Here is a 21296-nt window from a genome sequence, read left to right as displayed (position 1 = left end):
CCACCGTGATTGGGAGCCCCCGGCCGTGGCCGTTTCAGGCAACCGCGGGCTTGGGTGTGAGCCCGAGCACATCGCGCAGCGCCGTCAGCATCTCGCGCGCCTTGTCGCCGAGCTCGTCCTCGGGACCCGCGACATGCTCGACCGCCGCCAGCGCCTTGCGCCGTTCCGCCGCCGTCTTCAGCAATTTCGGCAGGGCCGACAAGGCATCCTGGCGCAGCAGAGTGACGATGACGGTCTGCTCGCGGATGATGGCCTGTCGGGCGGAGGGGCTCATGCCCGCAAAAGGCGCCTCGGTCGTCAGCAACGTGTTGGACCGTGCGAGGCGCGTGCGCCGGACGCCGCCGCGCGCATCGGCGAGCAGGATCATCATGCGGATCACCGCCTCGGCATAGCCGCCCTCGGCGACCTTGGCGCGGGCTTCGTTGAGCTGGGCCGGCTCGATGGCGAGCGAGCGGCGGGCCACCTCGGCCTCCTCGGCGCTGTCGTCGCCCATCACGCCGGCGGCGGCGAGGTTGCCGTAGATGGCGTGGAAGGCGATCTCGCTCATCGCATCGCGGGCGTCGCGCCAACGGTCGATGGCGTGCTCCACGCGATCCGCCCAGGCCGTCTCCAGCGCCAGGAAGGGGTTGTCCTTCTCGGCCGGGGCGCGGTGGTCGCGCGCCATCTTGGCCATGGCACGGATCGGCATCATGAAGGGGTTCATGTCGCTGAACATGTAGCGACGCGTGCGCATCGGGTTCGCCTGGCGGCGCGCCTCGGCCCCCGCCTCGGTCGCGAACTGGCGAACGATCGGGGAGACCAGCACGTCATAGAGGTTCTGGTTCATCTCCGAGATCTTGGCGACCGCGGGGAACGCCTCGTTGACCGCCTCGCCGGAGAGGGTGCGGATGTCGGCGATCTTCCGCTCGACGAGCTCGACCTGCCATTCCTCGTTCGCACCCGTGCCCTCATGGCCGGTGATCTTCATCTCATACAGGCCCGGCGCGACGGCCTCGATCATCTCGAGGGTCGTGGCGATCTCGCTGTGCTCCTTCTTGGCGATGGCGCCGGAGACGAAGATGCCGAGATGGCCGATCTGGTCGTGCAGCAGGTAGACGATGGTCTGGCCGAGGTTCTTGATCTCCTGCTCGTCGCGATAGACGTCCGCGATCCAGCGCAGCGCCTGGCCCACCGGGGTGATGTTGTCGCCCGAGGAGGCGAAGACGATGACCGGGGCCTTCACCTCGCGCATGTTGAAGGTCTCGCCGCCGCCGGACGAGATCTGGCCGGTCGAGAAGCGGTTGCCGATGAACAGGTTGTCGACGATCCAGCGGATCTCGTCGCGCGTCATCAGGAAGTAGCCGCCCCACCAGCGCTCGAATTCCAGGAAGCGCTTTTCCTCGGTATCGACCTTGGCATAGAGGTCGTAGTACTTGCGGAACCAGGTATTGCCCGGCGACAGGCTTTCGAAATTGCTGACCAGCGAGGCGCCGTCGAATTTGCCGTTGCCGAGGTCGGCCATCATCGAGGCCGGCCAGCCGCCCCCAGCGAGCCCGCCCAGGTAGCGCATCGGGTTCTTGCCCTTCTCGCCGGCCCAGTAGGACAGCGGGGCGCCGTTAAGCACCAGCGCGCCGACCGCATCCGGGGCCGAGGCGCCGAGCATCATGGTGGCCCAGCCGCCCTGGCAGTTGCCGATGACGACGGGCTTCGGCGCATCCGGATGATCGTCGCGGATGCGGGCGAGGAAGGTGGCCTCGGCCGCGGTCACGTCGAGGATCGTCTGATCCTTCTCGGGCTCACGGTAGAAGACGACGAAATAGACCGGATGGCCGCGGCGCAGCGCCACGCCGACCTGGCTGTCGGACTTGAAGCCGCCGATCCCCGCGCCGTGGCCGGCGCGCGGATCGATGATGACGAAGGGTCGGAGCTTGGGATCGGTCGCCACGAATGCCGCGGGCGGGGTGATGCGCACCAGCGCGTAGTTCACCGGCCGAGGCAGGGTGCGGCCATCGACCACCGTCTCGTAGTCGAAGAAGAGCACGGGCGGACAGCCGGCCTTTTCATGCTCGACGAAGTTGTTGCCGGCCTCGCGCATCACGTCCCAGAACAGCAGCCAGCGCTGGGCGGAATCCACGGCATAGGCGCGCACATCCTGCATCAGGGTCGCCGGGGTGCGGGCCAGCGCGGCCTGCGCTGCCCGCATCGCCGTCGCCGTGTCCGGATTGGGCCCGGGGATGAGCGCGGCGGCGTCACGGGCCATCACCTCCGCCAGGCCTCGGACCTGATCGAGGATCCGCGTCGCGGTCTCGCTGGCCTTGTCCAAGACCTCCCGGGTCGGGAGGAGAGGCGTGTTCGGCATGTCGTGCGTTCCCTTGATCTGTCCCTTGTGGTCCCGCCCGGCGCCCGGTTCAAGCAGATTTGCTGCGATGCAACACACCCAGCACGTGTCGCGCGATCATCGCCTCCTCATCGGTCGCGCGGACGAGCACGCGGGTGGCGCTGCCGGGGGCCGCGATCTCGTGGGCATTGGCCTGGTTCGCTTCCGCATCGATCGTGATGCCGAGGTGGCCGAGACCCTCGCAGATCTTCGCCCGGAGGTTGCGCGCATTCTCCCCGATGCCGGCGGTGAAGACCAGGGCGTCGATGCCGCCCAAGGCGGCCGCGAGCGCCCCGATTTCCCGCCGCACGCGCCAGGCGTAGTAGGTCAGCGCCTGGGCGGCGCGGGGATCCGCGCTCTTCTCCAGGTCGCGGACGTCCTGGCTGATGCCGGACATGCCCTTGAGCCCAGCATTGCCGTAGAGCAGGCCGGTCAGGTCGGCGGCGTCCATCTTCTCGGTCAGCATCAGGTGCAGCAGCACGCCGGGGTCGATCTGCCCGCAGCGCGTGCCCATCGGCACGCCGTCGAGCGCGGTGAACCCCATGGTGCTGTCCACGCTGCGCCCCTTGTGGATGGCGCAGAGCGAGGACCCGTTGCCGAGATGCGCGACGACCACGCGCCCGGCGGCAAGGGCCGGTTCCTCACGGGCCAGCATGTCCGAGATGTATTCGTAGGACAGGCCGTGGAAGCCGTAGCGGCGGATGCCGCGCTCGTAATATTCGGGCGGCAGGGCGAAGGTGTCGGCCTCCCAGGCATGGGCGCGGTGGAAGGCGGTGTCGAAGCAGGCGATCTGCGGCACGCCGGGGAAGCGGTTGGACGCCGCAATGATGCCGGCGATGTTGTGCGGCTGGTGCAGCGGCGCGAGCGGGATCAGCTTGCCGAGCGTGTCCATCGCCGCATCGTTCACCAGCATCGGCTCGGCGAGGTCCGGCCCGCCATGCACCACGCGATGGCCCACCGCGATGATCCGGCGGCCAGCGATGCCGGGCTCGATGCCGTCCATGATGCGCGCCAGGGCGGTGACGTGGTCGGCGACATCCGGGCCGGACCAGCGCTGGTCGGCGAGCACCTGGCGCCGCGCGTCGCGCGCGATCAGGTGCGGCGAGGCACCGATGCCTTCCATCTGCCCATCGAGGCGCGTCTCGGCGTGATCTTCCACGACCTTGAAGAGCTCGAACTTGATCGAGGAGGAGCCGGCGTTGAGGACGAGGATGGCGTCGGTCAGGGGGGCGTTCGCGTCCATCAGCCGAGCTCCGGCACCAGGCAGGTGCCCGTGCGGCGCCAATGGCCGTAGAGCACGGCGAGTGCGGCCGACATCAGCCGCGCATGCTCGTCATCCGCGCGCGAGGTCAGCATCACGGGCACCTTCGCGCCCACGACGAGCCCGCCCGTATCCGCCTGGGAAAGAAACACCAGCTGCTTCGCCAGCATGTTCCCCGCTTCGAGGTTCGGGGCGACCAGCACATCGGCGCGGCCGGCGACGGTGGAATGGATGCCCTTGGTGCGCGCGGCTTCGAGGTCCACCGCGTTGTCCATGGCGAGCGGCCCATCCACCAGCCCGCCCTTGATCTGCCCGCGATCGGCCATCTTGGCGAGCACCGCGGCATCGAGCGTAGACGGAATGGCGGGGTTGATCGTCTCGACCGCCGAGAGCACGCCGACGCGCGGCTGCTTCAGGCCGATCGCCTGGGCGAGGTCGATCGCGTTCTGCACGATATCGGCCTTCGTCATCAGGTCGGGCAGGATGTTGATCGCCGCGTCGGTGATCAGCATCAGGCCCTCATGGCCAGGGATGTCGAGCACGAAGACATGGCTGATGCGCCGCCCGGCGCGCAGGCCGCCATCCGACTTGGTGACATGGCGCAGCACCTCATCGGAGTGGATGTTGCCCTTCATGACGGCCTCGGCCCGGCCTTCATGGACCAAGGAGACACAGCGCGCGGGCGCGTCGTGGGCGGTGCTGACGGGTTCGATGCGCACGCCGGCGAGATCCCAGCCGAGCTTCGCCGCCTCCTCCCGGATCGTGGCTTCCGGGCCGACCAGGATGGGCTCGATCAGCCCCTCCTTCGTCGCTTCCCAAGCGCCGCCGAGGGAATTCTCGTCGGTCGGCGCCGCGACGGCGGTCGGCATGGGCGGGATGCCGCGGCAGGCGTCCAGCAGGCGCGAGAACTTGCCGCGCTTGACCAGCGTGAGTTCAGGGATGCTGACGCCATCGGTGTGGATGCTGACCGCCGGCGCGCAGACCTCCGCCATGCCGGTGCAGACCAGGGTGCCGTTCTCCTTCTCGAGCCGGCAATCCATGACCAGCAGGTTGCCGGGCAGCTTTTCCCGTACCGTCACGGTCGCGATCACCGCGTCGCCAATCTCGACACGGGCGTGGAAGCGCAGGTCCTGGTAGCGGTAGGTCGCGCCCGGCCCCGGCAGCTTGTTGCCGAACACGGCCGAGAAGAGCGAGCCGCACCACATCGCCGGCGCCACGGGCGCGTGGCCGGTTTCCTGCTCGGACTCGCCGGGCAGATGCACGGGGTTGAAGTTGCCCGAGGCATGGGCAAACACGATCAGGTCGTTCGGCGTGCAGACGCGGGTCACGCTCGCGCTCTCGCCGACCTTGATGTCGGACCAGGCGCGGCCCACCAGGGCAGGGGCGGTGATGGTCACAGGCGCATCTCCGGGACGGTTTCGGGAATGATCAGCGGCGCGGTGGTGGCCGCGAGGATGTCGGCCACCGTCACGTCGGGCGCGCGCTCGCGCAGCATCAGGCCGTCATGGGTCGGCTCGATCACCGCAAGGTCGGTAACGATCAGGCTGGCGGGCCGCGCCGCGGTGGGCGGCAGGGTCAGTTCCGGCACGATCTTGGCCTGGCCCTTGGCGGCATGCTGCATGGCGACGATGACACGCTTCGCCCCAGCGACGAGATCCATCGCCCCACCCATGCCGGCGATCATCTTGCCCGGCACCATCCAATTGGCGAGCCGCCCCTTGGCATCGACTTCCAGCCCGCCCAGCACCGTCATGTCAAGATGCCCGCCACGGATCAGCGCGAAGGACGTCGCGCTGTCGAAGGCATAGGCGCCGGGCAGCGCGGAGATGAAGCCGCCGCCGGCGTCCGTCAGGTTGGGATCTTCCATCCCCTCCGGCGGATGGGCGCCGAAGCCGATGATGCCGTTCTCGCTCTGGAAGGCAACGACCATGCCGGCGGGCACATAGGCCGAGACCATGGTCGGCAGCCCGATGCCGAGATTGACCAGCGTGTTGTTGCGCAGTTCCTGCGCCACGCGGCGGGCGATGAGCTCCTTCGCGTCCATCTCAGTGCGGCCTTTCGACGAGATGCGTGACGATGATGCCGGGTGTGCAGACATGGTCGGGCGGGATCAGCCCGATCGGGACGATCTCATCCGGTTCGGCGATGACCATGTCAGCCGCCATGGCCATGACCGGGTTGAAGTTGCGCGCGGTCAGCCGGTAGCTGAGGTTCGCATAGTAATCGGCCTCGTAGCAGTGGAGCAGGGCGTAGTCGGCGCGCAGCGGCTTTTCGAGCAGGTAGTCGCGGCCATCGATGTTCAGAAGCTGCTTGCCCTCGGCGACGACGGTGCCGACCCCGGTCGGCGTCAGCACGCCGCCGAGGCCCGCGCCGCCGGCGCGGATGCGTTCTGCGAGCGTGCCCTGCGGCACCAGCTCCACCACGATCTCGCCGGCGATCATCTTCTTCTGCAGGTTCGGGTTCAGCCCGATATGGCTCGCGATGCAGCGGGTCACGCAGCCGCCGTCGATCAGCGCGCCGATGCCGTGACCGGGGCGGCCGGCATCATTGCCGATCACCGTCAGGTCGCGTGCGCCGCGGGCGACCAGGGCGGCGATCACGCGATGGGGCGAACCCACTCCCATGAAGCCACCGATCATCACCGTGGAACCGTCGCGGACCAGCGCCGCGGCCTCGGTCGGGGAAATCGCCTCGCGCATCGCCGTCACGCCACGTTGTGCAGGCCGGCGTCGACATAGATTGTGTCGCCGGTCATGCCGCTGGATGCGCCGCCCGCGAGGAAGGACACCACGCGCCCCACCTCCGCGATGTCGACCAGGCGATGCGACGGGGTGCGCTCCACCGCCATCTGGACCAGCTCGTCGAAATGGCCGATGCCGCTGGCGGCGCGGGTCTTGAGCGGGCCGGGGGAGACGGCGAAGACGCGGATGCCCTTCTCGCCGAGCTCGTTCGCCGCATAGCGGACCGAGGCTTCGAGCGCGGCCTTCACCGGGCCCATCATGTTGTAGTTCCCGACCACCTTGTCGGCACCGTAGTAGGACATCGTGATCATCACGCCGCCCTCGCTCATCAGCGGCTCGGCGAGCTTCGCCATGCGCAGGAAGGACCAGCAGGAGACGTGCATCGCCTGGGCGAAGCCCTCGGCCGAGCAATCCACGACCCGGCCATGCAGGTCGGCGCGCGGGGCGAAGGCGATCGAATGGATGACAAAGTCGAGGCCGCCCCACTGAGTCTGGATGCGCTCGAAGACGCGCTCCAGCTCGCCGCTCTTCTCGACGTCGAGGGGCTCGATGATCTCGGCCTTGAGGTCCTCGGCGAGAGGGCGGACGTATTTCTCCGACTTCTCGTTGAGGTAGGTGACCGCGAGCTCGGCGCCGAAGGCGCGCAGCTTCACCGCGCAGCCATAGGCGATGGAATCGGCGTTTGCGATGCCGACGACCAGCCCGCGCTTGCCCTTGAGCATGTCGCCCACACGGCTATCCGGGTCCCAGACCTTCGGCAGCGGGTCGGTCGGTCGGTTGTCCTGCGCCATGCGGGTCTCCTGGCCCTGTCGGTGGGAAAAGGCGTGCCATGCGGCCGCTCTCCGAATGTTGACCTAGAGCAGAATTTCAACGGCGGTCCATCAAGGTTTTGCTGCAATGCAGCGACTGTGATGGCTGGACCGGCGCGGGTCCCGGTGGTTCGCTGCCCGAAAAGGCAGGAGGAACGCCGCATGAAGGGTGTCGTCTTCACGGGTGACCGGAAGCTCGAACTCATGGAGTTCCCGGACCCCACGCCGGGGCCCGGAGAGGTGGTGCTGGAGATCCGCGCTTCCGGCATGTGCGGTAGCGACCTGAAATTCTACCGCGCGCCGGGCGGGCCGGGGCGGACGGCGGCGTTGGGGCTTGGGTCCGTCTCGGGGCCGATCATCGCCGGGCATGAGCCCTGCGGTGTGGTGGTGGCCGTGGGCCAGGGCGTGCCCGCCAACCAAGCCTGGGTCGGCATGCGGGCGATGCAGCACCATTACCGCGGCTGCGGGGTCTGCCCACACTGCAACACCGGCTGGATGCAGCTTTGCGTCGAGGGTGTGAAGGAGGTCTATGGCGCGACCGGGAACGGCGCCCATGCGCGCTACATGGTCTGCCCGGCGCGCACGCTGGTGGAACTGCCGGAGGCCCTGTCCTTCGAGACCGGTGCCGCGATCTCCTGTGGGACGGGCACGGCTTGGGGGGCCTTGCAGCGGCTGGGGCTGACCGGGGATCAGACCATTGCGGTGTTCGGGCAGGGACCGGTCGGGCTGTCGGCGATGCTGCTCGCGGCGAAGATGGGGGCGCGGGTGATCGCGCTCGACACGTCGCCGGAGCGCCTGGCGCGGGCGGCGGCGTTCGGTGCCGACCTGCTGATCAACCCCGCCGAGACGAATGACGTGCTCGGCGCCATCCGGGAGGCGACGCACGGGCTGGGCGCGCATGCCTCGCTCGATGCGTCGTCCAACCCGCTGGCGCGGCGACAGGCTGTGCAATGCGTGCGGACCTGGGGCAAGGCCTGCTTCGTGGGGGAGGGCGGGGACGTCACGCTCGATGTCTCGCCCGACCTGCTGCGGCGGCAAGTGACGCTGATCGGGTCCTGGACCTTCTCGACGGTCGGGCAGGCGGAGTGCGCACGCTACGTCGCCGATCGCGGCGTGAACGTCGATGCGCTGTTCACCCATCGCTGGCGGCTGGACCAGGCAGAGGAAGCCTATCGCCTGTTCGACCGGCAGACGGACGGCAAAGGGGTAATCCTCCCCGCCGCCTGACAGAAGCCAGCCTTTCGGCCAACTCGGCGTCAGAGTCTTGGTCTTGCGCGCGGCCGCCCAACCAACCCCGTGCGCCATAACGTTCGCGTTGCCGATGCGCGGGTCATCAGCAGGGCTCGGCGGTATGAGAGTCGAATCGGGTGCCGGACACGGAAATGCGCCGGATGGCGCATTTCCAAGCAGGCCCTGACCCCGCCTTGCGCCCGCGCGCCGCACGCCCGAATGTGCCGCGCCCGCTTCCCAGAGGAAACGCGATGTATATCGAACACCGTCAATACACGTTCCACCCCGGCAAGCAGCCGACCTGGGTGGATGCCTTCGACAAATACGGCTTCCCGTCGTCGCAGCGCACGCTCGGCGCGCCGTCGCTCGGGACCTTCGTGGCCGATGTCGGGCCGATCAACCGCTTCGTCTTCATGCGTGGCTGGGACGATATCGACACTCGCGATGCGGGCCTCGCGGCGCGCGAGGCGGATGCGCAATGGGGCGACTTCAAGAAGGCCTCGGCCGGCTGCCTGATGGCGCAGGAGGTGAAGTTTCTGAAGCCAACCGCCTTCTCCCCCATCCAGTCGGCCAAGGGCTTCAAGTTCGAGCGCAAGATCGGCGGCACCGGCATGGTGGTCGATCACCGCACCTACGACTTCGTCCCGGGCAAGATGGCGGCCTGGCTCAAGGCCTATGAGGAAGTCGGGCTGCCCGTGCAGCAGCGCCTGCTCGGCCAGCTCCTGGTCTTCGCGGTGACCGAGATCGGGCCGATCAACCAGGCCGTCTTCTGCTGGCTGTATGAGAGCTACGGCGATCGCGACGCGCGCCGCACCGCCATGGCGAATGACAAGGACTGGCAGGAATTCGGCAAGATGGTCGCCGGCCTCGGCGCATTGAAGCAGCAGACGGTGATGGGGCTGCGGCCGACCAGCTTCTCGCTGGTGAAGTAAGCCGCAGCGCCAGACCTTCAATGTCTTAAGGTCTTGTCACGTCGTTGTTCCGCCGCTGCTGGCGGGACAATGATCCGGTTAACCCGGATTTCAGCACCGGTGGCGAGGATGACAGACCCTCGGCACCGGTAGGACCATGCAGGAAACCGTTCGCCCACCCGCCCCCAGCGCCGCGGACCGCTTCCTGACCTTCGCCTTTGCCGCGGCGGAGCTGCTGGTCGAAACCGATGCGGATGGCCGCATCACCTTCGCCGAGGGCGCCTTCCCCGCCCGCTTCGGCGCCCCCGCGCAGAGCTTCCTCGGCAAGCCGGTGCATTGCCTGGTGGCGCGCGAGCAGCGCTCGGGCATGGGCACGGCGCTCGAGATCCTGACGGCGATGGGGCGCATCCGCCCGACTGCCGTCCGGCTGTCCGACGCTGGGCGGACGGCCTTCAGCGTGGCGGGCCTCGCCATGCCCGGGCGGCGCGGGCGCTTCTGCCTGACCTTCGCGCCGCTGCCCCATGAGCTGCCGGGCGGGCCGCTGCCTGGCGGGCCGGGCCTCGCCCGCGCGGCGGAGGAGATGTTGCGCACCGGCGATGGCACTCATGGGGCGCTCGGGCTGATCGAGCTTCAGGGGGATGGCGGGACGCTGGCGCCGCGCGCGGACCTGGCCGCGCGCATTCAGTCGGTGCTCGCCGCGCATGGCGGGGCAGGGGCGGTGGCGGCTGATTTCGGCTCGGGCCGCTTCGGTGTGCTGCCGGCGGAAGGCGGGCCCGATGTGCAGAGCCTCGCCGGGCAGGTGGCGCTGCTGCTGGCCCAGCACGGGCTGCCGGGGCGGATCGGGACGCGGGCGGTGCCGCTGGAAGGAGATGGGCTCACGCCGCTCCAGACCACGCGGGCGCTGCGCTTCGCGCTGTCTGCCTTTTCCCGCGGCGGGGATGCGGCGCTGGAGAAGGCGGGCTTCGCCGGCGGGCTGGCGGGATTTGTGTCCTCGGCCGCGGACCGCGCCACGGCGCTGCGGCGGACCATCGCGGAACGGCGCTTCCGGCTCGCCTTCCAGCCGATCGTGTTGCTGGCCGACCGCAAGGCACATCACTATGAGGCGCTGCTACGGCCGATCGCGACACCCGGCAGCCCCTATGACCAGGCGTCGGAATTCATCGCCCTGGCCGAGACGGTGGGGCTGTCGGAGGCGTTGGACTGGGCGGTGGTGGAGACCGCCTGCGAGGCCGCCCGCGCCGCCGCGGGGGCGCGCATCGCCTGCAACCTGTCCGGCCTGTCCTTGCAGAACCCGGCCTTCCGCGACCAGCTTTGCGCCATGCTGGAGGCGAGCCCGGATCTCGCCGGGCGGCTGCTGGTCGAGATCACCGAGACGGCGGAGATCGAGAATGAGGAGGAAGCCGCCCGCACGGTGGAAGCCCTGCGTGGGCGCGGCCTGCCGGTCTGTATCGACGATTTCGGCGCCGGGGCGGCCGCCTTCCGCTACCTGCGCCTGTTCCGCGTGGATTTCGTGAAGGTGGACGGCATCTATGTGACCCATGCGGTCGAGAGCGAGCGCGACCGCGGTTTCATCGCCGCCATGGTGGATCTGGCGCGCACGGTCGGCGCCCAGGTGGTGGCCGAGAAGATCGAGACCGAGGCCCAGGCGACGCTGATGAAGGACCTCGGGGTTGCTTTCGGGCAGGGGTATCTGTTCGGGCGGCCGGGGGCTCTGCCGGGTGGCTGAGGGCAGTTGGATTCTCAACACATTCTCAGTTCCGGTGAATCGACAGTTGCTGTAGGTACCGCGCGCGCCGCCCGGAGAAGCCCGCGTGACACCTTTCACGACCATGACCCTGGCGCTTGGCCTGTCGGTCGACGCCTTCGCGGCCGCCATCGGCAAGGGTGCGGCGCTGGATCGCCCCCGCTTCAGCGAGGCGCTGCGCACCGGCGTGATCTTCGGCTGCGTGGAGGCCCTGACGCCGGTCATCGGTTGGGCCATCGGCCTGGCTGCGGCGAGCAGCGTCGATGCCTTCGACCATTGGATCGCCTTCGTGCTGCTGGCCGCAGTCGGCGGTCGGATGGTGGTCCAGGCCAGCCGCGGCCATGACGGGGAGGCGCCGCCGAGCAGGCCGCGCCGGCATGGGCTGATGGTGCTGTTCGCGACCGCGATCGGGACGAGCCTGGACGCCATGGCGGTGGGTGTGACGCTGGCGTTCATCGGGGCGGACATCACGGTCGCCGCCATCGCAATCGGTCTGGCGACGGCGGTGATGGCGACGATCGGGATGCTGCTGGGACGGTATCTGGGCGGTCGGTTCGGACGGCTGGCCGAGGCCCTGGGCGGGGTGGCGCTGATCGGGCTGGGGACCAAGATCCTAGTGGAGCACACGCTGCTGGCGTGAGTCTCGGCAAGAGGTGGATGTGGTGTAAGGCTGGCCGCGGCCATGCGCCTGACAGGGGAGATGACGGACGATGCCGGGAACCCACGCCGGAAGCCGGCGGCACATCCTCGATTGGGTCGAGGGCCGTGGCGGCGACTTCGTAGCATCCGCGAACGCGCTGATCGCGCCGACAGGGGCCGTGCTAGCCGCGGAGCGCGCCTGGATGCCGACGGGGCACGCCCATGCTGCGGAGGCGCGGCTCGGCAGGCCCTGCGAGCCGTTGCTGACCGCTGCGTTCAGCCAGCGTCTGCGCGAATGGTGGCTGGCCGTCCCCAAGCCGACCGCGAATGATCCGAATTGGGATCTCGCGGCGGTCGCCACCTTCCCGGGTGGCGTGCGTGGCCTGCTGCTGGTCGAGGCCAAGGCCCATCTCGGCGAACTGGCCGGCGAGATGATCGGCAAGCGGTGGAACGCGACGTCCAATCGCGAGAACCATGACAGGATCGGCGCGGCCATCGCGGAGGCGCGACAGGCGCTCGGCGGCGAGGCCGCGGGCATCGGGATCAGCCGTGATCGCTGCTACCAGTTCTCGAACCGCGTCGCCTTCGCGTGGCGCCTGGCGTCCTGGGGCGTTCCGGTCGTCCTGGTCTATCTGGGTTTCACGGGCGATCGGGATGTGGCCGGCCCCGGCCAGATGATCCGGGATGATGCCCATTGGGGGGCGCTGATGCTGGAGCACACACGCAACCTGATGCCCGCCGCCGCCTGGGAAACCCCGCTGCCGACCACGGGCGCCACGTTCTGGATGCTGATGCGTTCCCTGCCAGCGCCTTCGGGCGCCCCGACCGTCCTCACCGTACCGGGTCATTCCGCCGTGCCCGGCGCCAGGTGACGGTTTCCAAAGGCCTTGTGGCCTTTGGTGGGGCGGTTTGGAGGGGCAAAGCCCCTCCAAGGACACGGTTCCACCCAGAATCGCCCCGCTTGCCCTTCCGCCCCCGCCGGGCCAGGAAGCGCGCATGACGGAGTCCACCCCGCCTCGGCTCGCCGTGGTGATCCCTTGCTACAACGAGGCCGCGAACGTCGCCCCCATGGTGGCGCGGCTGGATGCGGCGCTCGTCGGCATCGCCTGGGAGGCGATCTTCGTCGACGACGACAGTCCCGACGGGACGGCGGCGCGGGCGAAGGCGATCGCGGCGCGGGATACGCGGGTGCGTTGCATCCGGCGGATCGGGCGGCGGGGCCTCGCCTCGGCCTGCGTCGAGGGCATCCTCTCCACCGCCGCGCCCTTTGTCGCCGTGATCGACGGCGACCTGCAGCATGACGAAACGATCCTGCCGCAGATGCTGGCGGAACTGGAATCGGACCGTGCGGAGATTGTCATCGGCAGCCGCAACATCGAGGGCGGCACGAAGGGGGAGGGCCTGTCGCCGATCCGGCGCATGGTCTCGGATGGCGGGGCGGCGCTGGCGAATGCGGCACTGCCGGTGAAGGTCTCCGATCCGATGAGCGGCTTCTTCGCCCTGCCGCGGGACCTCTTTGAGGTACTGGCCCCGAAGTTGACGGCGACCGGCTTCAAGATCCTGCTGGATGTACTGCTCTCGGCAGGGCGGAAGCTGCGGGTGGCGGAAATCCCCTACACCTTCCGCGCGCGGGAAGCGGGGGAGAGCAAGCTCGATGCCGGAGTGCTGCTGGAATTCGGCGGGCTGCTGGCGGACAAGGCGCTGGGCGGCGTGGTGCCGCTGCGCTTCATGGCCTTCGCGCTGGTGGGGGCGATCGGCGTGCTGGTGCATCTGGCGACGCTGGGGCTGCTGCACGGGCTGGGTCCGGTGGGCTTTTGGCCGGCGCAATGGGTGGCGACCTTCGTCGCCATGACGGCGAATTTCCTGCTGAACAACCGGCTGACCTATCGCGACCGGCGGCTTCGTGGCGCGGCGCTGCTGCGCGGGCTGGTGCTGTTCTATGTGGTGTGCGGCATCGGGGCGGCGGCGAATGTGGGCATTGCGGGCGTGCTGCTGCGGGACGGGCTGCTGGGCTGGGGCCTGGCCGGGGCGGCGGGCGCGGCGCTGACCGTGGTGTGGAACTACGCGGTCTCCACCACCCTGGTCTGGCGGCCGCGCTGATGCGGTGGATCGCCGCGCTGGCGGCGCTGACCGCCCTGCGGCTGGCCGTGGCCGCGGTGCTGCCGTTGGCGCCGGACGAGGCCTATTACTGGGTCTGGTCGCAGGATCTCCAGGGCGGGTATCTCGACCATCCGCCGATGGTGGCGCTGTTCATCCGCGCCGGGACGCTGATCGCGGGCGAGACGCCCCTCGGCATCCGCCTGTTCGGCCCCTTGAGCCTGGCGTTGGGGTCCGTGCTGCTGGCGCTGGCGGCGGAGGATCTGTTTCCCGGGCGCAAGGCGGGGGTCTGGGCGGCGGCCCTGTTGAATGCGACGCTGCTCGCCGGCGTCGGCGCGGTCGCCATGACGCCGGATACGCCGCTGCTGTTCTTCTGGACGGCGGCGCTCTGGGCGCTGGCGCGGCTGCATCGGACGCAGGATGGGCGGTGGTGGCTTGCGGTGGGCGTCCTCGCCGGCGCGGCGCTGCTGAGCAAATACACGGCGGTCCTGCTCGGCTTCGGCATCGTTGTGTGGCTGCTGCTGGATGCGACGGCGCGGCGGTGGCTGCTGCGCTGGCAGCTTTGGGCGGGCGGGGCGCTGGCGGTGGCGGTCTTCGCGCCGGTGGTCCTGTGGAATGCCACGCATGACTGGGCGTCCTTCGCGAAGCAGGGCGGGCGGGCCGGCGACTGGCAGCCAGGCCAGGCGCTGCGCTTCATCGGGGAACTGATCGGCGGACAGGCGGGGCTCGCGACGCCGCTGGTCTTCGTGCTGTGCGTCGCGGGCATGGGTGCCGCGGCCTGGCGCTGGTGGAAGACGCGCGACGGCGCGGCACTGCTGGTGGCGGTGTTGACGGTCCCTGGGGCCGCAATCTTCCTGTGGCAGGCGACCGGCAGCCGGGTGCAGGGGAATTGGCCGGCGATCCTTTATCCCGCCGCGGCGATCGGCGCGGCGGCGCTGCTGACCGCGCCCGCCTGGCTGCGGCTACGCTGGCCGGCGCTCATCCTGGGTGGGGTGATGTCCGCTGTGGTCTATGTCCAGGCGCTGGCGGCGCCATTCCCGCTGCCGCGACGCAGCGACCCGACCCTCGCTCGCCTCGGGGGCTGGCCGGATTTCCTGCGCGACGTCGATGCGGCCATGACGCGCGAAGGCGCCCGCTTCGTGGCAGCGGAGGAATACGGGCTGGCCTCCGCCCTGGCCTTCGGCCTGCCGCGCGGGCGGATCGTCGTCGCCATGGATCCGCGCTGGCGATATTTTTCGCTCCCGGCCCCGGAGCCGGGCGTAACCGGGCTGCTGGTCCGCAGCGAAAGGCGCGGGGAGGGACCTCCTCTCTGGCCGGGCGCGCAGCCCTTGCCGGAGGGCGAGGATCGCCTGGTGCGCCACCGGAACGGGATCGAGGCGGAGGCCTATCGCCTTCATCGCGTGACCACCGGGGCAGGCCAGCCCCCGGCGGCGCTCTTGCCAAGGCCGGGGTCCTGACAGCAGCCTTGCTTCTGGGACCGGAACGCCGATCTCCGGAGCATCACGGAGGGACTGACATGCCGATCCGCATTCCGCGTGGCTGGGAAATTCCCGAAAGCCAGGTCACGCCCGAACATCTCGTCTTCAACCGGCGGAAGGCGCTCGGCGTCGGGGCGGGGCTGGTCGGCGCGGCCGTCGCGGGGCCGGCCCTGGCCCAGGGCGCGGCCCGCGCGCTGCCGCCGGCGATGCGCAACACGCGATTCGCGCCCGGCCGCGACATCACCAGCGAGCGCGACGCCACAACTTACAACAACTTCTACGAATTCGGCGCCGACAAGGGCATCAGCCGTACCGCCCAGCGCATGCCGCTGACCCCCTGGACCGTGAAGGTCGAGGGCATGGTCGAGACACCGCGCGAATTCGGCGTCGAGGACCTGATCCGGACCATGCCGCTCGAGGAGCGGGTCTATCGCCTGCGCTGCGTCGAGGCTTGGTCGATGGTCATCCCCTGGACCGGCTTCCCGCTCTCGGTGCTGCTGGCGCAGGTGAAGCCGCTGGCCTCGGCGAAGTATGTGCGTTTCGAGACGGCGACGCTGCCCGCGGTCATGCCCGGGCTGCGGCAGGCCTGGTATCCCTGGCCCTATATCGAGGGCTGCACGATCGAGGAGGCCGGCAACGAGCTGTCGTTCATGGTGGTGGGCGCCTATGGCAAGCCGCTCGGCGCGCAGAATGGCGGCCCGATCCGCTTCCACCAGCCCTGGAAGTACGGCTTCAAGGCCGGCAAGTCGCTCGTGAAGATCTCCCTGACCGACCAGCGGCCGGTGTCCTTCTGGGAGACCATCCAGGCCTCCGAATACGGCTTCTGGGCCAATGTGAACCCGGAGGTCGCGCATCCGCGCTGGAGCCAGGCCAATGAACGGGTGATCGGGACCAACCAGCGCGTCCCGACGCAGCTCTTCAACGGCTATGGTGACTTCGTTGCGTCTCTTTACACCGGCCTGCAGAACGAGCGACTTTGGGCCTGACATGGTTCTGCGGCTGCTCGCTCTGCTGTTTGCTTCCGCGGCGCTGCTGATGGGGCTGGCCCTGGGCTGGGGCTGGCCTCTCGGCGCGACGATCTCGCGCGTCAATCCGACTGCGATCCCGACTCTACAGAACCTGTTGAGCGGCGTGCTGTGGCAGCAGGCATGGAATGCGCTGGCCACCCCGATGCTGGACTCGCCGGCTTGGCTGGCCCCGGCCATGATCGCGTTGATCCTGTTCGGTGTCGCAGCGATGCGACCCGGGAAGGGGTGAGGGAAGGGGGCGTCCGCCCCCATTCCTACTCGATGCGCGCGCCGGAGATCTCGACCAGGCGCCGCCAGCGCGGGGTCTCGGCCGCAATCATCTGCGCCGCGGCCGCCGGGCTGTCGCTCATCACGATGGTGTAGCCGAGCGGGCGCAGGCGCTCGACGAAGTCGGGCTGGCGGGCGACCGCCTGCACGGCCTCGAACAGGCGCTGCACGATCGGCGCAGGCGTGCCGCCGGCGATGGTCACGACATTCCAGTTCACCAGCGCATGGTCGCCGAGGCCGAGATCGGCGAACGCCTTCATGCCCGGTATGCCCGGCAATATCGGCAGCGGGTCGGCCGAGGAAACGGCGAGCGCCTTGAACTTCCCGCTTTCCACATGGGGCATCAGCGCTGGCATGACGTCGAACATCATATCGATGTTCCCCGCCAGCAGATCGTTGATGGCGGGACCGCCGCCGCGATAGGGCACATGCAGGATCTTCGCATCGGCGAAGGTGTTGATGGCCGCGATGTTGAGGTGCGAAGACGTGCCCGAGCCCGAGGAGCCCATCCGCACCTGCTCCGGATGCGCCCGCGACCATTGAATGAGGGCGCGGAAATCGGACCAGCCATGGCGCTGCGCCGTCTCGGCATTCACCACGCAGAGCAGCGCGCCGTCGGTGAGCTGGGTGACCGGCGCTAGGTCGCGCTTCGGGTCAAAAGGCATGCGGGCATGCATGAACTGCGCGGCGCACCAACTCGTTGCGCTGATGAGTGCGAGGGCGCTGCCGTCCTTGTCCGACTTGGCGAGGGCATCGGCGCCGATGAGTCCGCCTGCGCCCCCCCGATTTTCGACCACGACGGTCTGGCCAAGCACCGGGCCGAGGCGCTCGGCGAAGAGGCGAGAGGTGATGTCAATCGCGCCACCGGGCGGGAACGGCACGATGACGCGCACCGGCCGGCCCGCGCCGATCTGCTGAGCGAAGGCTGGGCGCGCGAGGGCGGCGCTGCCGGCCGCCAGCAGGACGGCGCGGCGGGATATCGTGGGAAGCGGATGCATGACGGGTCTCCGGCAGGATTCGAGGCCGCCTTAGCCTGCGGCGCGGCCCGCGACGCGTAGAGCAATCTCCGCCCGGACGAAATCGGCCCCGTGACCGCCGACGATCCCGCCGCCCTTCGCCCTGGCTCGGCGCGCCTGGCACCTGTGCGCCAGCACACCACCAGAAGGTGACTTCGGATGGTCCTCCTTGCCGCCGCGGAACCCCGGCGTATAGGGTCCATGAACTCATTATATAATCGACACGATAAGGACTTTGTATCGTCCTGCCAAGGAGTTATGCGATGGCGATCGTGACCGTCGTGAACAGCCTCTTCGGCCCGCAGGTGCCCTTTGCTGCCATGCCGGCGGTCACGCGCCTATCCGGTACGACGACCACGGCAACGCTCGATGCGGTGAACGGATCCACGCTCATCATGCTTACCGGCAGCGGTCTGACCTATGATGGGCAGGCGCTCCCCATGGGCGGGACGATCACGGGACTCGAGCTCCGCTTCAACGGCGTGTCCACAAGTTGGACGGCGACCGGCTTCTCGGTGGACGCCGCGGCCTTCCGCGCCAATGCCGGGACGCTCGACAGCTTCCTCTTCGGCGGGGCCGACACGATCCTTGGCGCGGGCTTGGTCGATCATCTGTTCGGCTATGGCGGGGATGATTCGATCGCGGGCGGCGATGGCGGGGACGGGATCGTCGCGGGGGACGGGAATGACACTGTCTCGCCCGGCCTCGGCACGGATGGCATCTCGCTCGGGGAGGGGGACGACCTGCTCTTCATCGGGGGCGCGCAGAATGGCGGGACGAAGTTCGCCAATGGCGGAACCGGGACGGACCGCCTGGTCGCCGGCGGCGACATCTCGGCGAACAACCTCCAGGGCTTCGAGGAACTCACCTGGCACAGCCCGGACATCGAGATCCGTCTGACCAACGTCCAACTGGCCGGCTTCGACACGCTGGTCCTGGGCAGCCTGTCTCCCGGCGCGGAGCGCACCGAGCTCGAGATCACCGGCGGCGGTTTCGTCGACCTCGGCGCGCTGGCGCTGCAGACGAACGGTGCCGATTCCCTAGCGGTCGCGCTGGTCGGCACTACCGGCACGGTGATCCGCGGCCGTGACATCGCCGATGGCGCGGCGAATGACCTGATCGATGCGAATGGCAATGCGGCCGACGCCATTGCGACCTTCGGCGGCAGCGACACGATCACCAGCGCGAGCGGCGGCGACACCATCGCGGCCGGCGATGGCAACGACCTGGTCCGCATCTTCGGCGGCAATGCTCTGGTGTTCCTGGGCGACGGCCATGACAGTGCGACCGGCTTCGACGGCGCCGAGACCATCGATGGCGGGCTCGGCAACGACACGATGACGGCCGGCGCCGGCCATGACCTGCTGATCGGCGGGGACGGCGCGGACAGCATCGTCGGGGGGCCGGGCAATGACACCGCCTATGGCGGCGCGGGCGCCGATACCATCGCGGGCGGCGATGGCAGTGATACGATCCTGGGCGGCGCCGGCAACGACGTGATCGATGTGGGGAGCTTCTTTGGCGCCACCGACAGCGTCCTGGGCGGCATCGGCAACGATGTCATCACCGGCGGCGGGACGCTCGGCAGCGTCGTCTTCCGGGGCGACGACGGTGCCGACACCATCACCAGCAGCGCCTTCCGCAGCACGATCGATGGCGGTGCGGGCAACGACGTGCTGACCGGGTCATCCCAGAGCCAGCAGGTCGCGAGCCTCATCACCTTCGCACTCGACACGATCCTTGGTGGGGCGGGCAATGACCGGATCACTGGCGGCCGGGGCGGCGACAGCCTGGTCGGCGGGACCGGGGCTGACACCTTCGCCTATGCCCCCGGCGACAGCGGCCGGATAACCTTCGGCATGCTCGTCGATGTCGACACCATTGGCGGCTTCAGCCGGGCCGAAGGCGACCGCATCGACCTCTCGGCGATCGATGCCGATGTGCTGACCGATGGCGATCAGGCCTTCGACGAAGTTCTGCCCGCCGCCTCCCTCACGCCGATCACGGCCGGCAGCCTGCGCTACAGCGTCGGCGCGTCGGGCACCACGATCATGGGCTCGACGGACAACGACGCGGATTTCGAATTGCAGATCCTGGTCACGACCGCCGGCTATGTGCCGATCCTGTCGGACTTCATCCTGTAGCCCTGACGGCGGTGAGGGCAGCGCGTGCCGCCGCGATCGCCCGGTAGGTCGCGGGCGTCAGATCATATCCGGCGAGCTCGTCGGGCGTTGCCCAGGCGACGGCGCTGACATCGTCGCCCGCCACCGCCTCGCCCGAGAGCCAATGCGCCGCGAAGTCGATGATCGTGTAGTGGTATTGGGCGCGACCCTCATCGTCCGGCGTGATGGCATCGACCAACAGCGCGAAGGCCATGGCGCCGACTTCGATGCCGGCTTCCTCGCGCAATTCGCGGCGGGCTGCGTCTTCCGCCGTCTCGCCGAGATGCTGGGCGCCGCCCGGCAGCGACCAGGTCCCGACGCGTGGCGGCTTGCCGCGGCGGACCAGCAACACCGCGTCATCGCGGAAGACGACGCAGCCGATGCCGACCCAGGGGCGGTCCGGGTATTCGCGCCCGGTCACTGCTGGCGCGGCGTCTCGGCCGGGGCTGCGGGCGCGGCCGGTGCTTCAGGGGTGGCCGGTGCTGCTGCAGTGCCGGCCGTCGGCGGCGCATCCGCGTCGTCATCGGCCGCCGGTGCCGCCGGAGCCGGGGTCTCCTCGCGGCGGAGATCGGCGATGCGCGGCACGAAGGCCTTCTCCTTCCATGGACCGACCTGATAGGCCCAGCCGCGCCAGCGAGCGTTGAAGCGCGCGGCTTCGTCATCGCCCTCGGCGGCGATGGCGATCCAGAGGGTTTCGCCGTCCTTGCGCGGCTTCACCGTGATGGCGAGGTTGTCGGTCAGCTCGAATCGGCCTTCGCCGAGCGGCTCGCCGGGGATGTCCGCCTCGGGGCGGACATCGATGAAGGTGAGGAACTCGAAAGCGCGGCCGACTTCGTCGAGGTTGGTCTCGTCGAGCGGTGGATGCTCGGTCGGTTCCGTGACCTCCAGCTTGCCGTCCGGGCCTTCGCCGCGGGTCAGCACCAGCGGCGATTCGCCCGTGCGGCTGACCGCGACACGGCGGACGCGTTCCCGCGGAAGGTTTGCGATGTCGCGGTCGAGCCAGAGCTGTGGATCGGAATCGACCGGGACGCGCCCCTCCGCGAGCCATGCCTGGTTGTCGCCAGGGCGGCGGACGAAAGCGCTCTCGGGCACATTGCCCTGGGTGCGGACGCGGCGGCGGCCGATGATGAGCTCGGCGATCGGCGCGCCCTGGGCGTCCAGCACGCGCAGCAGCGTCGCGGTGGACCCGTCCTTGGTTGGGTCGTCCACACCGAGCCTGTCGAACAGCGCGGGATCGGTGGTGCGGGCCTCGGTCAGGCGCAGTTCGGTCAGGCCGGTGAGCAGCTCGCGCACCTTCTCCTGCCGCACGGGATAGCCGCCTTTCGCGGGCAGTACCCAGGTCTCGCCGCGGCGCGTGATCGCGAGCGCGCCGTCATGGCGCGTCGCCTCGATCTTCGCCGCCGATTGCAGGCGCTGGGCGAGACCGGGGAAGGCGAGGGCGCCGCCATCGGTTGGCGGCACGGTATCGTCGTTCGGGATCAGCAGCGCACCGCCGACCACGACGACGGCGGCACCCGAGAGCAGGAGAAGCGTGCGGCGTTGCATGACGGCGCCCCC

Annotated in this window: 19 protein-coding genes; 10 read left to right on the top strand and 9 right to left on the bottom strand. The window is 69.4% G+C overall.

What is annotated here, in order from left to right; translation table 11 throughout:
• Nucleotides 1-34 precede the first annotated feature (34 nt).
• Genes KPL78_RS07360 through fabI form a run of 6 tightly spaced genes read right to left on the bottom strand, consistent with a single transcriptional unit; the run spans nt 35 to nt 7149 of the window.
• Nucleotides 35-2338 carry a DUF3141 domain-containing protein gene (locus tag KPL78_RS07360; RefSeq protein ID WP_219762251.1) on the bottom strand — a complete coding sequence of 768 codons (2304 nt, stop codon included), beginning with the start codon at nt 2336-2338 and terminating at the stop codon, nt 35-37.
• Nucleotides 2339-2387: 49 nt separating this feature from the next.
• Nucleotides 2388-3599, bottom strand: a complete 1212-nt coding sequence (locus KPL78_RS07355; RefSeq protein WP_255568699.1) for an acetate/propionate family kinase — start codon at nt 3597-3599, stop codon at nt 2388-2390.
• The gene (locus KPL78_RS07350) at nt 3599-5014 is read right to left on the bottom strand and encodes a bifunctional enoyl-CoA hydratase/phosphate acetyltransferase (RefSeq protein WP_369412668.1); all 1416 of its coding nucleotides are present in this window, start codon (nt 5012-5014) and stop codon (nt 3599-3601) included. The genes KPL78_RS07355 and KPL78_RS07350 overlap by 1 nt, the downstream gene beginning before the upstream one ends.
• Nucleotides 5011-5661 carry a 3-oxoacid CoA-transferase subunit B gene (locus KPL78_RS07345; RefSeq protein ID WP_219762250.1) on the bottom strand — a complete coding sequence of 217 codons (651 nt, stop codon included), beginning with the start codon at nt 5659-5661 and terminating at the stop codon, nt 5011-5013. The genes KPL78_RS07350 and KPL78_RS07345 overlap by 4 nt, the downstream gene beginning before the upstream one ends.
• Nucleotide 5662: 1 nt before the next feature.
• Nucleotides 5663-6316 (bottom strand): CoA transferase subunit A, encoded by a 654-nt coding sequence (locus tag KPL78_RS07340; RefSeq protein WP_219762249.1) that lies wholly within the window; start codon nt 6314-6316, stop codon nt 5663-5665.
• Between the two features lie 5 nt (nt 6317-6321).
• Nucleotides 6322-7149, bottom strand: a complete 828-nt coding sequence (gene fabI / locus KPL78_RS07335; RefSeq protein WP_432761277.1) for an enoyl-ACP reductase FabI — start codon at nt 7147-7149, stop codon at nt 6322-6324.
• A 180-nt stretch (nt 7150-7329) separates the two neighbouring features.
• On the opposite strand from fabI, the gene KPL78_RS07330 reads away from it, so the two are divergent.
• From KPL78_RS07330 to KPL78_RS07290, 9 genes are all read left to right on the top strand, one after another.
• Nucleotides 7330-8394, top strand: coding sequence for a zinc-dependent alcohol dehydrogenase family protein (locus KPL78_RS07330; protein WP_219762248.1), 1065 nt, complete (start codon nt 7330-7332; stop codon nt 8392-8394).
• 254 nt (nt 8395-8648) lie between these two features.
• Nucleotides 8649-9329: an NIPSNAP family protein gene (locus tag KPL78_RS07325; protein WP_219762247.1), complete on the top strand. Its 681-nt coding sequence runs from the start codon at nt 8649-8651 to the stop codon at nt 9327-9329.
• A 136-nt stretch (nt 9330-9465) separates the two neighbouring features.
• A complete protein-coding gene (locus tag KPL78_RS07320; protein WP_219762246.1) occupies nt 9466-11034 on the top strand; it encodes an EAL domain-containing protein in 1569 nt (522 codons plus the stop codon).
• Nucleotides 11035-11119: 85 nt separating this feature from the next.
• Nucleotides 11120-11692: a manganese efflux pump MntP gene (mntP, locus tag KPL78_RS07315; RefSeq protein ID WP_432761276.1), complete on the top strand. Its 573-nt coding sequence runs from the start codon at nt 11120-11122 to the stop codon at nt 11690-11692.
• A gap of 70 nt (nt 11693-11762) precedes the next feature.
• On the top strand, nt 11763-12563 hold the full coding sequence (locus tag KPL78_RS07310) for a hypothetical protein (RefSeq protein ID WP_219762245.1): 801 nt from the start codon (nt 11763-11765) through the stop codon (nt 12561-12563).
• A 124-nt stretch (nt 12564-12687) separates the two neighbouring features.
• A complete protein-coding gene (locus tag KPL78_RS07305) occupies nt 12688-13791 on the top strand; it encodes a glycosyltransferase (protein ID WP_219762244.1) in 1104 nt (367 codons plus the stop codon).
• Nucleotides 13791-15245 (top strand): glycosyltransferase family 39 protein, encoded by a 1455-nt coding sequence (locus KPL78_RS07300; protein WP_219762243.1) that lies wholly within the window; start codon nt 13791-13793, stop codon nt 15243-15245. The genes KPL78_RS07305 and KPL78_RS07300 overlap by 1 nt, the downstream gene beginning before the upstream one ends.
• A 59-nt stretch (nt 15246-15304) precedes the next feature.
• Entirely contained in the window at nt 15305-16252 is a 948-nt protein-coding gene (gene msrP / locus KPL78_RS07295; protein ID WP_219762242.1) for a protein-methionine-sulfoxide reductase catalytic subunit MsrP, read from the top strand.
• Nucleotide 16253: 1 nt separating this feature from the next.
• Entirely contained in the window at nt 16254-16523 is a 270-nt protein-coding gene (locus KPL78_RS07290; RefSeq protein WP_219762241.1) for a hypothetical protein, read from the top strand.
• Between the two features lie 25 nt (nt 16524-16548).
• On the opposite strand, the gene KPL78_RS07285 is transcribed toward KPL78_RS07290, so the two are convergent.
• Nucleotides 16549-17559: a Bug family tripartite tricarboxylate transporter substrate binding protein gene (locus tag KPL78_RS07285; RefSeq protein WP_219762240.1), complete on the bottom strand. Its 1011-nt coding sequence runs from the start codon at nt 17557-17559 to the stop codon at nt 16549-16551.
• A 281-nt stretch (nt 17560-17840) separates the two neighbouring features.
• On the opposite strand from KPL78_RS07285, the gene KPL78_RS07280 reads away from it, so the two are divergent.
• Nucleotides 17841-19721 carry a calcium-binding protein gene (locus tag KPL78_RS07280; RefSeq protein WP_219762239.1) on the top strand — a complete coding sequence of 627 codons (1881 nt, stop codon included), beginning with the start codon at nt 17841-17843 and terminating at the stop codon, nt 19719-19721.
• On the opposite strand, the gene KPL78_RS07275 is transcribed toward KPL78_RS07280, so the two are convergent.
• Both KPL78_RS07275 and KPL78_RS07270 read right to left on the bottom strand, forming a co-directional pair.
• Complete coding sequence (locus KPL78_RS07275; protein WP_219762238.1) at nt 19711-20160, bottom strand: NUDIX hydrolase; 450 nt, start codon at nt 20158-20160, stop codon at nt 19711-19713. The genes KPL78_RS07280 and KPL78_RS07275 overlap by 11 nt on opposite strands.
• Complete coding sequence (locus KPL78_RS07270; protein ID WP_219762237.1) at nt 20157-21284, bottom strand: DUF4340 domain-containing protein; 1128 nt, start codon at nt 21282-21284, stop codon at nt 20157-20159. The genes KPL78_RS07275 and KPL78_RS07270 overlap by 4 nt, the downstream gene beginning before the upstream one ends.
• Nucleotides 21285-21296: the final 12 nt, after the last annotated feature.

This window comes from Roseomonas alba (assembly GCF_019430885.1).
Taxonomy (GTDB): domain Bacteria; phylum Pseudomonadota; class Alphaproteobacteria; order Acetobacterales; family Acetobacteraceae; genus Neoroseomonas; species Neoroseomonas alba.
This window is presented reverse-complemented; position numbering and strand designations above follow the sequence as displayed.